The organism is Mesorhizobium sp. PL10, assembly GCF_053714315.1.
On record NZ_JBSKBR010000003.1, the window covers coordinates 1 to 13,040 of the forward strand.

Sequence of the window (13,040 nt, forward strand, 5' to 3'; positions counted from 1 at the left end):
ACACAACCTACCATATGGCACCTTGATGCCGGGGAGCAGGAGCCATCCACCCCATCACTATTGCAGTCCGTCGGTCATCGACTGGTGCCGCGCCAACGATGTTGACTTCATCCTCGGCCTGGCGCCCACCACAACCTTGCGCAAGCATGTCGCGGATCTGGAAGCCAGCACGCTGGCGCGTTTTGGAACGTCGGCGAAGACGAACAAGGTCCGCCGCTTCAAGGAGTTTCTGGACGGCGCCGGCAGCTGGAGCCGCGTCGAGCGCATCATCGCCCGCGTCGAGGTCGGCGCCCAAGGTGCCGACATCCGCTTCATCGTCACCAACCTTGCCGGTGGCAAGGCCAAGGCGCTCTACGCGGACCTCTACTGCCGGCGCGGCGCGGCCGAGAACCACATCAAGTCGTGGAAGACGCATCTTGCCGCCGACCGCACCTCCTGCACCAGAGCGACGGCCAACCAGTTCCGGCTGTTCCTGCATGCCGGCGCCTACTGGTTAATGTGGGGCCCGCGCGCCGCGATGCCGAAACGGTCCAGCTTTGCAGTCGCGCAATTCGACACGCTGCGATTGCGCCTCATCAAGATCGCCGCGCGGGTGGTCGAGATGAAGACGCAAATCCGCCTGCACCTGCCGACGTCCTGTCCGGACCAGCGCATCCTGCGCATCGTCCTTGATCGCATCCCGCGGCTCGCGACATAGCCGACGGGGCGCCGACGCCCCGAAACGAACCCGCCGACCGCAACCTGCAAACCCCGCCTGCCATCACGACGGATCACCGCCGGCGACTGACGAGGCTTGTGAGAAAGCACCGCTACGGCGACCACATTACCGCCTCAGGCTGCCAAAAGCTCATCGCCGTGCATCAAGGCGGCTAGGATGCTCGCGTCCTGGCAGCGCTCGTTGTGGCCGAAGCAAACAATCTGGCCCTTTGCGGAGCAGGCATCCAGCACTTCGCGCGCGGTCGTAAATTATGCGAGACGGGTTCTCCAGCATGGTGCTTGCCGGCTGAGGGGTCGGGAATGCCATGCTTCACGGCGGGCTGTTCTGCTTTTCAAGCACGACGGAGGCAGACGGTCTTGACGGTCAAGCCGTCCACGTGGGCGATTGCTGATATGTGAGTAGCCCCGATAAACCCTGTTCCGATCACGGAGATGTTTAAGTTGTCCTTCGAAATTAGTGCCCTTCCGAGTTGATGTGAGGAAGTCGTCCTCAAGCCTCTCTGCCCAGGCCGGGGCGAGGTCCGCTTGATTTGAGCAATTGTCTGATCGCGAAGAAACTGACCGCGGTTGCCATTGCGAGCACTATAACGACCACCGCGTTCACAGACGGCGCAAAACCCAGGCGCATCATGGCCCAAAGCCTCACCGGGAAAGTCGGCTCCCCTCCTGAAATCAGGAGCGTTACCAGAGTTTCGTCGAAGGATAGCGCGAAACATAGAATGAATGCGGCCGCAATGGCGGATTTGAGGTTGGGCAAGACAACCAAGTAAAAGGCTTGAAAATGCGAGGCGCCCAGATCTAGCGCCGCCTCGGTTAGCGATGTGCTCAACTCAGCTAGGCGGACGACGATGAGCCGATGAGCGATTGCCAGCAACAGGATGACGTGGCCGACGACCACGGTTAGCAAAGAGCGATCGATCCCGATGTCTCGGAAGAAAATCAAGAGCGCCAATCCGGTAATCATTGGCGGCATTACAAAGGGGACGAAGATCAGAAACTGCAGAACCGAGCGATCGAGGCTCCTGCCCGAGACGTAGTACAGGCTGGTCAGCGTACCGATCGTGACGGCAAGGCTGGATGCCATAAAACCAACCAAAAGCGTGTTGCCGAGGGCGTGTGCCACGGATTTGTCGGAACCTAGCGAGAAGAACGATTCCAACGAGGGTTCCGACAAAATTATCGAGCCGGAGTTTGTCTTGAAGAATGCGCCAGCTATAGTCATGACTATCGGTCCATATATGACCGACATGACCAAGGCAGCCAGACTGATGAGAAAGACCCAGGTGATTACGGGAGTTTTCATCGCTTTGTCCCCTTTGGGGAGAAGAGGGTGGGGACCGCAAGTGCGGCCACCACGATGGCCATAAGCACAATCGCCAGTGCGGATCCGAAAGGCCAGTTGAAGGCAAGGCCAAACTGGCTGTACACGACTCGTCCCAGTGTGAAACCGCTCGGGCCGCCCACCATTTGCGGTGTAACGAAGTCGCCGATCGAAAAGACGAACGTGAACGCAAACCCAACCGCCACGCCCGACATGCTGAGCGGGAAGACGACTAGTAGAAATGTCTGGACTCGGCTTGCTCCGAGATCATACGCCGCGCTGAGCAGGGAGTTCGGAATCCGTTCCAATGCGATGTAGATCGGCAAAACTGCGAACGGCAGAAGGATGGAGACCAGGACCAGGAACACGGCGTTGAGATTGAAAACGAATAGCCTCGTAGGTGTATCCGATAGTCCCAGCGCCATAATGAGCTGGTTGAGAAGCCCTCGTTGCCCTAGGATCGACCGCATCGCATAGATTTTGATGACGTAGTTTAACAATAGCGGGATTACGACAAGGCACATCAACGCATATCGTTTGCCGCCGCTGAGTATCGCCAGCAAATAAGCGATCGGGTAGCCGAATATCACGCAAACCATTGCGATCGACGCGCAGAGCAGCAATGTCGTCCAGATCACATCGAGATAAAGCGGGTCCGTAGCGATGCGGACGAAGTTCTTGCTGGTGATGGTCATGACGATGTTCGGGCCGTGCACTTCGCCAAGGCTTAGGTAAAGAAACGACGCGAACGGTATCGCAACAAGAAAGATAGGAACGAAGAAGACGGCAATCGTGAAGAAGATTCTGGCGACACCGGCATGCAATCGCGATCTTGATCGCGCTTCGATCGAGACACTCATTGCTTTATCACCCAAGCCTCGCAGTCGGCCCAAGAAACACCGACATCAGCTCCCGGATAGATGCCTGCGCCGTTGATCCGGCTAAGACTTTTGGCCTCGATCGATACATTGGGGTCTTTGCATGAGCGGATCGTGCACCCCGTCGTCGATCCGACAAATTCAATCTGCTCGACCTTTCCGCAGACCGGGCCGTCCACGGCAGGGGTCACCTTTATGGCTTCTGGCCGCACCGCGAGATGAACCGCGTCGCCCTTACGAAAGCTATGTCCGGACGGCACTGCGACGCGGCATTTGCAGAAGGGCGTATCCAGCAGAACGGTGGAACTCTCGGCATCCGCGATGACACCCGGGATAAGATTGTTGTCACCGAAAAATTGAGCGACGTAACGATCTGCCGGCCGATAATACAGCTCCCTTGGCGTCGACACCTGACGGATGTGGCCGTGGTCCATGACGACGATTCTGTCGGCCATGGTAATCGCCTCTTCCTGATCATGAGTAATGAACAGGAATGACACGCCGACTTCGCGTTGTAGTTCCTTAAGGAAGCGCTGCATCTGGTGCCTCAATGAGGCGTCCAACGCTGCGAGAGGCTCGTCCAACAGAACGAGCCGGGGCTTGCAGACAATCGCACGTGCGAGAGCTACCCGCTGACATTGCCCGCCAGATAATTCCGACGGATATCGTGATCCCAAACCGTCGAGTTCAACCAGGCTGAGAACTCGGCTGGTTTCATGTTCGATTTCTTTTCTGGGCATTCCGCCGACTTTTAGGCCAAATCCAATATTTTTGGCGACTGTCATGTGCGGAAACAGGGCATAATCCTGAAAGACCGTGTTGAAGGGTCTCTTGTTGATGGGAACGTCAGACAAGGGCAGGTTGCCATCGAGAAATATCTCACCGTCCGTGGTTTGCGTGAAGCCGCCAATCATTCTCAGGATGGTGGTTTTGCCGGAGCCGCTCGGCCCCAAGATCACGAGAAATTCGTCGCGGCCAATGCTTAAGTCGATCTTTTTCAGGACTTCGACGGCGCCGTAGCGCTTCGTCACGCCGCGCAATTCGATAAGGCTTTCACTCATAGAATCAATCCGTTGATTGGGTTGAGGAGTGGCGCGGGAATGGGCGCCACTCCAATGCTTTATGGCGCTGCCTTGATCTCGTTCCAGAGATCGCTACGACGGGTAGGATCTTCGACAGATTTGACCCAGAAAACCTTGTCGTTCGGGGAAAGTACCCCGGTATCGATAATCGTCGAGCCGAAGTGCATGCGGTCGACCATAGCTTGAGCGATCTTCTTACTGAGAATGAAGTTGATCCACTTGTGCGCCAGCTCGGCGCGCTCTGGTGATGCGCCTGCGGTGATTGCCATGGCGTCAAGCCAAACTGGCGCGCCCTCTTTTGGGAAGACCGGCTCAACTTTTGCCCCGGCATCCCTTATCGCCTTGATCATCTGCGGGCCATAGCCGGCGACCATAACGGCTACGTCGTTGTTTTTGTACTGCTGCACGGCTTCTTCCGAATAAGAGTAGAAGGACAGGAGCTGCCGCTTGAGATCGATCAACTCCTCTTTGTACTTCTGTAATTGCTCTTCCGAGAGGCGATACGGGTCCTTCGCTCCATCCATAATAGCAGCAATAGTAAAGTTGTATTCGTAAGAGTCATGGGTGAGAACCATGCCCTTGTATTTTGGATCCCAGAGCACGCTCCATGAGGTAGGCGGCTTGTCGACTAGGTCAGGATTATAGGCTAGCAAGTAGGGGCCGTATATAAACGGTATCATGTACGTCTTGTTGTCATGAACCACGCCTGAAATCTTCCCTAAATCGCGGAACCGTTCCAGGAATCCGGCCTTGTTTGGCACCTTTTCCAAGTCAATAGGCGCGAGCAGCCCCGCTTCTACGTAGCGCTGAAGCTGACCCACGTTAGTGCTGATGATGTCGGCATCTTGGCCATTGGACGCCCGGACCTTTGCCCAAATTTCAGCGTCGTCGCCCACAAAGGTGGCCTGCACCTTCGCGCCCGTTTCAGCCTCAAACTCCTTAATGTAGTCAGCGTCGGCGTATCCCTCCCAAGTCAGGATACGGAGTGTTTCGGCGGATGCAGGACGAGCCCACACCACCGCAGCCAGCGCAATTATTAGCGTCGATTTGATAGCCTTCCGCAACATTTCTTTCTCTCCTCCATTGATGGCCGCCTTGCGCAAGGCGCAGGCAGCGTGGCGAAAAGGTAACCTTATCGTTTGCAATATGTCAACGGCTGTGTTTGTATTAGCAACGCTTGCAGAGAGTGAAGCGAAATGTGACTGCGGCCTAGCGGCCCAGGGTAGGGAGATGTGAATGAGCGTGAAGATCGCGATTATCGGTACCGGATTGATTTCAAACTGGCACATTCCTGCCGTCCAAGCCGTGACAGGCGCAGAACTGGCCGGGATATGCGATAAGGTCCAGGAAAAGGCCCACGCCGCCGCTGAGAAGTTTCAGGTCAATAAGGTGTATGCTGACGCCGACGAGGTCTTTGCTGACCCAAGCGTTGATGCCGTTGTCATCTCCGTGCCAAATCGTTTTCACCATGATCTCGCTGTTGCTGCTGCCCGGGCTCGAAAGCATATTCTCCTCGAAAAGCCAGTGGCGCACGATCTCGACGCAGCGAAATCAGTTCTGTCTGCTTGCAACAAAGCCGGAGTCAAAGTTGCGGTCGGGCATCAGGCCCGCTTTCTGGATGTAGCAAAAACCGCACGGTCGCTTATCAGCCAAGGCGTGATCGGCAAAGTGCACTCTTTTCGGAGTGTCTTCTCGGAAATCTGGGATGTTGTTTCCATCGACGATTATAGATGGAATCTTACCTTGTCCGGTGGTGCGACGCTGATGGACCTGACGGTTCATCGCATGGATATTGTCCAATACCTTTTAGGCGGCACCTATACATCGGTTGCGGCAAGCCTGCGTCACAAGGAAATGCCAAAAGCCGTCGACGATAATGTTCACATGATTGTCGATATGTCCAACGGCGCGACGGGTACATTCACGTCGGATCGGTTCACGCCCTCCTTCAACGATGTGACGGATTTTTATGGGACCGAAGGATCGCTGCATTTCACCCTTGAGTCCGTCGGCGCATTCAATTCGTCACCGCTTTCGGTTTACTCCCGAAAGCCTCTTGGAGAGTTGCCGCAATCGCTGGCAGAAATGGCGCGCATCCCCGCGCACTATCACAAGAAAAATATTCAGCACGACGGCTGGTTTGTCCTGCTGCCGACCAACGCTGATCCCTACAAGAAGCAAATGCAGGCGTTCGTCGACTTCATCTCCGGCGATGTGACGCAGAGGGACATGGCTTCGCTGGAGGATGGCGTCCATCTGCTCGAAGTTGTGAAGGCGGCATACCTTGCCCAGAGAGAACGCAAATGGGTCGATGTCCCGCTTCCTAGTGACGCGCCCTGGACCATTGTCGACTTCGCGTAAACGCCGGTTTGGCCTTCCGCGGCCGATCTCATCCATAACACGACTTGAACGAGAGTTTGAATTTTGACAATGCAAGCAAGTTACTACTCGACAATGCTGTCTAGGCATCCACTTTGGGAAGTCGCGGAGATGGTCAAGGCGGCTGGATATGACGCTTTGGCTATCAATTGCGATGGGATACCGTCGCCTGCGACGCCCCATATCACTCCAGAAAATTCGATCAGCGAATCAGTTACGCTTATCGATAGCGTGCGTAAGGCCGGATTGTCGGTGCCAGCGCTCAGCACCAACTTCTTTTTCTTCGCCAACGATGCCGACGATGATGCGCGCGGCATTCGCCATGTCAAAGCCATGATCGATCGGGCTGCTGCAGCAGAGGTTGAGTATGTCCACCTGTGTTCGCCGTATCTGCCTGCGGCAAAAAGCGACGATGTTTTCGCAGACTTCGTCGACATCCTCCGCACCATCCTTCTGCACGCCAAAGCCAAGGGCGTTGCTGTTGGTTTGGAATCACCCGCACCGTTCCTCTACCCCCGGATATTGGATTACCAACGAATCATCGACGCGCTGGGCGACCTCGATCTGATGATGAATTACGACCCCAGCCATTTCGCTGCTCACGGGGAGGATCCCGTCGCAGCGGTGCGGGCTTTTGCCGATCGCATTCGGCACGTACACATCAAGGACGCGGCGGGACTGTATCCAAACTTTACATTTCCCCCCCTCGGCAAGGGCGTCGTCAATTTCAAGGAGGTGCTGAGTGCTTTGAAGGATGCCCGATATGACGGCGCGCTCACCATCGAATACGAGGCGAATGATTTTGGCTGGAATATCGGAGAGGCCGAGGTGCTCACTTCCAGCCGAGCTTTTCTAAGCGACCTCGGCATATGAAAAAGCGTGCAAAGCAAGCCCTGATCCGGAGGCCGCTCGCGAGGACCTCGATCCTCGGCTTTTCCCTTTTCACCGTTTGAGTCGCTCGGCATCGCATCATGATGGGGAGAACAAGACATGGAACAGAGATTTACTGCCTCTCACTGGGGCAACTATATCCTGACTGATGGTGACAGACCGAGCTTGTTGCCCGATCCGTCCGATCCACAGCCGTCACGCATTGGGAGAGGCTGGGTCAGCGCGGCACGCGATCCAGCCTTGCGCATTGCCCGGCCCTCTATCCGCAAGGGCTGGCTCGAAGGAGACAAAGGGGCTCGACGCAACGATGACAGTTATGTCGAGGTGAGCTGGGCCCGTGCAACATACCTAGCGTCTTCTGAATTAAGACGTGTTATTAACCTATATGGCAACGGGGCCATATTCGGCGGATCATATGGATGGGCCAGCGCGGGTAGATTTCATCACGCACAATCTCAGCTGAAGCGTTATCTGAACTTAATCGGCGGTTATACGAGCCATCGTAATACCTATTCGCACGGCGCGGCCGAGGTGATCCTGCCCCGTATAGTCGGGATCTCCAACGAGGATTTTCTGGACGGTGCGACCAGTTGGCCGCTCATCCTCGAAAATTGCACCCTTCTCGTCGCGTTCGGCGGTATTTCTCCGAGAACTGCACAGATCGAACCAGGTGGAACGTCCCAGCATGAAGTAGCTTCGCAACTAAATGAGATCGCGTCCCGTGGCATAAAAGCGATAAATATTTCACCCATCAGGGGCGACCTGGCTGCCGTTTCTAATGCGCGTTGGATGCCGATACGCCCAGGTACGGATACGGCACTCATGCTGGCGCTCGCATTCGAGCTCCACGCGAATGAGTGGCACGACGTCGCGTTTCTGAATCGCTATACGAGTGGTTGGTCGAAATTCAAAGCCTATCTGACCGGCGACCTCGACGAGTTACCAAAAACGCCCGACTGGGCCTCGGACATTTGCGGAATCTCGGCGCAAGAAATCCGCGATCTTGCGGCTGAGATGGCGCGAGAGCGGGTCATGATCTCTGTGTGTTTCGGTGTTCAGAGGGGAGACCACGGGGAGCAGCCAGTGTGGGCGGGCATGGCCTTAGCGGCGATGCTAGGCCAGATCGGGGAACCGGGCACCGGATTTGGATTCGGCTATGGCTCTCTGACCGCAGTGGGTCGTCCGCAGCCCATTGTACGATGGCCCGCTTTTCCGCAAGGGTCCAATCCGGTCAGTGACTTTGTTCCGGTGGCCCGCATAACCGACATGTTGCTCAATCCCGGAGTGCCCTACAAATATGATGGCGAGACACGGATTTATCCCGATATTCGGCTCGTGTATTGGGCTGGCGGTAATCCGTTTCATCATCAGCAAGACCTGAACCGGCTCAGCGAGGCGTGGACTCGACCGGAAACTGTGATCGTCAATGAGCATACTTGGACTGCGACGGCACGTCGGGCCGACATCGTGCTTCCTTGCACCACACCCCTGGAGCGCGAAGACATCATGGTCAACAGGCGTGACTCATCGCTTGTTTACATGAGCCGTGCGTTCGAGCCCTTCGCGGAAGCGCGTGACGATCACGCAATCTTCCGCGAACTTGCAAATCAAACGGATGTTGGACCGGAATTTCATGAGAACCGAGACACCGAGGCATGGCTTAGGTGGATGTGGAGCCGGTGCCGCGAGGTGGCTGACAGAAAAGGCTTCACGCTGCCGTTGTTCGATCGGTTCCGAGAGATCGGAAAATTCGATCTACCACTCGAGGCCGAGCCAAGGATTTCACTGGGAGAGTTTGTGCGTGATCCGGAAGGGAATCCGCTGCGGACGGAAAGCAATAAGATAACCCTCTTTAATGAGGCGATCGCCGACATGAATGCCGAAGACTGCCCGGGTCACCCAGCTTGGATGGAACCAGTGGAATGGCTTGGCAATGCGCAAGCGGGTCAACTGCACTTGATCTCGGGTCAACCGGACACTCGGTTGCACGGCCAACTGGATAATGGAAGCGAAGCGCAAGCCAGCAAGATCCACGGCAGGGAACCTTGCATGCTTCACCCGCAAACCGCCAAGAAACTGGGAGTCGGAGGCGGTGACATCGTCAGACTTCACAATGGACGAGGAGCGTGTCTCGCGGGAGTGACGGTAAGCGAAGGCATTCATCCAGATTGCATTTCACTTGCGACGGGCGCCTGGTTTGATCCGCAGACTGTATCAGGCGAGGTCCTTGAGGTGCACGGCAACCCCAACGTGCTTACCCTCGACAAAGGCACCTCATCCTTGGCTCAGGCAACTATAGGCCATACCTGCCTAGTCTATATTGAAAAATGGACTGCTGCTGTTCCCGAGCTTTGCGTAAATGTCTCTCCTCTCATCCACGCTTTCCACTCCGAGGGCGATTGGCCCGATGCGTTCGAGCAAGCATTACTACCAACCTAGGGCGGGCTCGCTGGCGCAGGATGTTCGGGAATGTCACTCGTTGCAAATCAAGCGAGACGTCTATTGCCTCACGTTTTGCAACGTGGGTCGCACCTTCCGGCGTGGCCTGGATGGCGAACCCCATCGTTGTCCATGCAGGATATTTCGACCCGCCGTTTCGGAATTCCTCTAATCGGCTAGCGCAATTAGCAAAATAAGTTGACATATTTGAAACTTCTATGGCAAACTTTCCCTCATGGAAAGAGACCATGTCCTGCTGACGGACATCGAGGACCGCACGCAAGCGCTGGCCCGTTTGCAGCAGATGCAGTCTGATTTCGCACACATAAACCGCGTGAGCACGATGGGAGAATTGGCTGCCTCGCTATCTCACGAAATTACACAACCGATCGCGAGTGCGCGCAATAACGCTCGGGCAGCTCTGAATTTTCTTGACAGAAAGCCGCCTGGCCTGTCCGAGGCCAAGGAGGCGCTCAGCAGCATTGTCGACAATACCGATCGAGCCGGAAGCATTATCGGCCGCATCCGAGATCAGATAAGGAAGGCGCCTCCGCGAAAGGACAATTTTGACCTCACTGCAGCGATAGCCGAGGTGATTGTGCTGGCGCGAGGTGCAATCGTCAGGAATGGCGTCTCGGTTCAGACTCAGCTCTCTGACCGTTTGTGCCAGGTCCATGGTGATCGTGTTCAATTGCAACAAGTGGTTCTGAATCTCATGCTGAACGCGGTGGAAGCAATGGGCTCGGTGGAGGTGGGAGTGCGAGAGTTAGCCATCACCGTGGACGAGAACCAAACAGGCGTTACTGTAGCCGTGCGCGATACCGGCCCAGGGGTTGATCCGACCCATATGGAGCGCATTTTTGAGGCATTCTACACCACGAAATCCAGCGGTACGGGGATGGGCCTCTCGATCTGCCGGTCCATCATCGACGCTCACGGGGGTCGACTTTGGGTGGATGCGAACGAACCTCGCGGCGCCGTGTTTCAGTTCACTTTGCCCGGCGGAGACGCAACATCATGAGTGCTCGGTTTCTGGACTTCCATCGGGAGTGAGAGCAGAGCGAAGACATCGCAACAAACTCTCTTCATCAACCGGCTTGCGAAGGTAACCGACGACCCCGTCCTTCAAGGCGCGAGTGCGATCGACATCGTTGGGATAAGCCGTGACGAGGATCGTAGGAATAGCGCGCCCGGTATCGACGAGGTGTCGATAGAGTTCGATCCCGGTCATTGCCGGCATATGGACGTCAGCGATCAGGCAGGCCGTTGCGGTCAAACCGGGGGAGGCCAGGAAGTCCGCCGCCGATGGGAATGCCTCAACGGTATAGCCCAACGACCTCATGAGCCGTCCCATGGACTCGCGAAAGGACCCATCGTCTTCAACGACCGAAACCAATTGCTCTTCCATCACGCTGCCTTATCGGACCGTCGTGCGGGCGGCCTGATGATGCCGGTCCGCCTGAAACGACAATCTGTGTCAGATAATGCCATCGTGCCACGCGTGCGTACCGTAAACTTTGGCTTATCTCGTATGCAGATTTGCCAAGGCTAGGCACGATATAAGGCCGCTAGGCAGCGTCCACAACGCCTAAGCCTTAGTTCACGCCTCGCTCGCGAATAGAAGTAGAATGAGGCTGTTCGGCTCGACGGATCGAGGTTAAAACTCTACGGTCAGGTCAGCCGACAGAGCTCGTTCTTTAACCTGTATTCCTGAGGCCGCGATGTCAGCCTCGAACTCGACCGTCACGGTCATAGACGACGACCCGGACCTCCGAGGCTCGGTGGGACGCTTGTTGCGATCACTCGACATCGAGGTTCAGCTCTTTGCATCCATTTCCGACTTTTTAGCCTCTGGTCCGCTCGATGGTCCTACCTGCCTCGTGCTCGATGTCAGATTGCCAGGGCAAAGTGGCCTCGACCTACAGCGCAAGCTCGCCGCGGCGAACCAAGAAATCCCCATCATTTTCATAACCGGTCATGGGGACATCTCGATGTCAGTGGAGGCCATGAAACGCGGCGCGATCGAGTTTCTCACCAAACCATTCCGCGAACAGGACCTTCTTGATGCCATTCAGGTTGGATTGGATCGCGATCGTGCGCGACGGGAAAAAGAGGAGGCTCTAAAAGACTTGCAGCAACGTTTTGCTTCGCTAAGCCCGCGGGAGCGTGAGATCATGATTCAGGTCGCGCGTGGTCGCCTCAGCAAACAGATTGCTCACGATATCGGCATCGCTGAAGCCACCGTGAAGGTGTTCCGCAGCAAGGCGATGCACAAGTTGAACGCCCGCTCGCTTCCGGAACTCGGCCGAATGGCTGACAAGCTCAAGCTGTTGTCTGACAAGCCACAATAATCTTCAACTACTCAGGGCGATTGCGCGGGTGCGCTCGTGCGTGTCCCCATGACCGCCCTGTCGAAGCCCGAGGACGGCAGCCATAAACCTTGGTTTACGCAACGCCATCGCACCGATCGGTTTCAAACAACCAGCGTTCAATGGCACGCGCGCCCCGAAACGATCACATTACTCATCAGGAAAACGATCTGCAGCACGTCCAAAGGTAGGGCGAGGTTACAATGCACGCATCAGGATCGAGTATAGCGAACGGACATTTACCCTGGCCTGAGACACCAGCGCCGGCGCAATTTCGCCCCGAACCGGCAGTCGACACCAGGCACAAGACCCAAAACCCGTTCGCGGAGCGGTCATTCTTCGAGCACCCCACTGAGCCCGCCAGCGTTGCGCGCCCCGACATTTCATTCGGCCCGTTTCGGTGTCTTCCCTTTCAGTTTCTTCTCCTGGAAAGCGACAAGCAGGTATCCATTGGAAGTCGCTCTCTGGAAATTCTGATTGTTCTGCTGGAACGGCCCGGCGAGTTGATCACCAAGCAAGAGTTGATGGCTCGCGTTTGGCCCAATGTCTTTGTTGAGCCCGCCAATCTCACAGTCAACATGTCCGCATTGCGTCGCACCCTGCGTGACGGACGCGATGGGAACCGGTTCATCATCAATATTCCCGGGCGAGGCTACAGCTTCGTCGCCTCGGTCGGGTATCTGAGCACCAAGGCAGGACGCGAGGCGCCCTCCCTCGGGTCACCGAGACCGCAGGTGTTGCATCCCGGTGTCGGCTCCTGTGCCATGCAGCAAACGTGACATCCCGAGCACTGCTCAGCCCGCAAGGATTACAGTGTCGACATGCCCCTGCCTTTAGCTGATGAGAAGAGCGTTACCGCCGAGACAGCCGAGGAATCACCGGCACCTGTCTTGGAGGCAGCAGTCCTTTGCCCCCCCGGCTCCAGCTTGCAACCGGCGTCCATGAGGCGGTCCGATGTGAGCCC

Annotated in this window: 12 protein-coding genes; 7 read left to right on the forward strand and 5 right to left on the reverse strand. The window is 56.3% G+C overall.

All coding sequences use genetic code 11. The features are described 5' to 3' along the window. A partial coding sequence (locus ACWGTO_RS06155) for a transposase (protein ID WP_454573984.1) occupies positions 1-697 on the forward strand: 697 nt, incomplete at its 5' end. A 510-nt stretch (positions 698-1,207) separates the two neighbouring features. Here the strand turns inward: ACWGTO_RS06155 and ACWGTO_RS06160 are convergent. From ACWGTO_RS06160 to ACWGTO_RS06175, 4 genes are read right to left on the reverse strand one after another with little or no spacing between them, the layout of a single operon-like run. After that, entirely contained in the window at positions 1,208-2,020 is an 813-nt protein-coding gene (locus ACWGTO_RS06160) for an ABC transporter permease (RefSeq protein WP_454573985.1), read from the reverse strand. Then, the gene (locus ACWGTO_RS06165) at positions 2,017-2,898 is read right to left on the reverse strand and encodes an ABC transporter permease (protein WP_454573986.1); all 882 of its coding nucleotides are present in this window, start codon (positions 2,896-2,898) and stop codon (positions 2,017-2,019) included. Before ACWGTO_RS06165 ends, ACWGTO_RS06160 begins: the two co-directional genes overlap by 4 nt. Beyond that, positions 2,895-3,977, reverse strand: coding sequence for an ABC transporter ATP-binding protein (locus ACWGTO_RS06170; protein ID WP_454573987.1), 1,083 nt, complete (start codon positions 3,975-3,977; stop codon positions 2,895-2,897). The genes ACWGTO_RS06165 and ACWGTO_RS06170 overlap by 4 nt, the downstream gene beginning before the upstream one ends. Before the next feature lie 59 nt (positions 3,978-4,036). After that, positions 4,037-5,287, reverse strand: coding sequence for an ABC transporter substrate-binding protein (locus ACWGTO_RS06175; RefSeq protein WP_454573988.1), 1,251 nt, complete (start codon positions 5,285-5,287; stop codon positions 4,037-4,039). On the opposite strand from ACWGTO_RS06175, the gene ACWGTO_RS06180 reads away from it, so the two are divergent. The 4 genes from ACWGTO_RS06180 (at position 5,235) to ACWGTO_RS06195 (ending at position 10,728) form a co-directional block, all read left to right on the forward strand. Beyond that, positions 5,235-6,359, forward strand: coding sequence for a Gfo/Idh/MocA family protein (locus ACWGTO_RS06180; protein WP_454573989.1), 1,125 nt, complete (start codon positions 5,235-5,237; stop codon positions 6,357-6,359). The two genes, ACWGTO_RS06175 and ACWGTO_RS06180, sit on opposite strands and share 53 nt — an antisense overlap. Positions 6,360-6,488: 129 nt before the next feature. Beyond that, a complete protein-coding gene (locus ACWGTO_RS06185; protein WP_454573990.1) occupies positions 6,489-7,250 on the forward strand; it encodes a sugar phosphate isomerase/epimerase family protein in 762 nt (253 codons plus the stop codon). A 117-nt stretch (positions 7,251-7,367) separates the two neighbouring features. Beyond that, entirely contained in the window at positions 7,368-9,707 is a 2,340-nt protein-coding gene (locus tag ACWGTO_RS06190) for a molybdopterin-dependent oxidoreductase (protein WP_454573991.1), read from the forward strand. A 235-nt stretch (positions 9,708-9,942) separates the two neighbouring features. Continuing rightward, a complete protein-coding gene (locus tag ACWGTO_RS06195) occupies positions 9,943-10,728 on the forward strand; it encodes a sensor histidine kinase (protein WP_454573992.1) in 786 nt (261 codons plus the stop codon). On the opposite strand, the gene ACWGTO_RS06200 is transcribed toward ACWGTO_RS06195, so the two are convergent. Next, a complete protein-coding gene (locus ACWGTO_RS06200; RefSeq protein ID WP_454573993.1) occupies positions 10,723-11,115 on the reverse strand; it encodes a response regulator transcription factor in 393 nt (130 codons plus the stop codon). The two genes, ACWGTO_RS06195 and ACWGTO_RS06200, sit on opposite strands and share 6 nt — an antisense overlap. 313 nt (positions 11,116-11,428) lie before the next feature. On the opposite strand from ACWGTO_RS06200, the gene ACWGTO_RS06205 reads away from it, so the two are divergent. Both ACWGTO_RS06205 and ACWGTO_RS06210 read left to right on the forward strand, forming a co-directional pair. Further along, on the forward strand, positions 11,429-12,058 hold the full coding sequence (locus ACWGTO_RS06205) for a response regulator transcription factor (protein ID WP_454573994.1): 630 nt from the start codon (positions 11,429-11,431) through the stop codon (positions 12,056-12,058). A 221-nt stretch (positions 12,059-12,279) separates the two neighbouring features. Then, positions 12,280-12,855, forward strand: a complete 576-nt coding sequence (locus ACWGTO_RS06210) for a winged helix-turn-helix domain-containing protein (protein WP_454573995.1) — start codon at positions 12,280-12,282, stop codon at positions 12,853-12,855. The last annotated feature ends 185 nt before the right edge of the window (positions 12,856-13,040 follow it).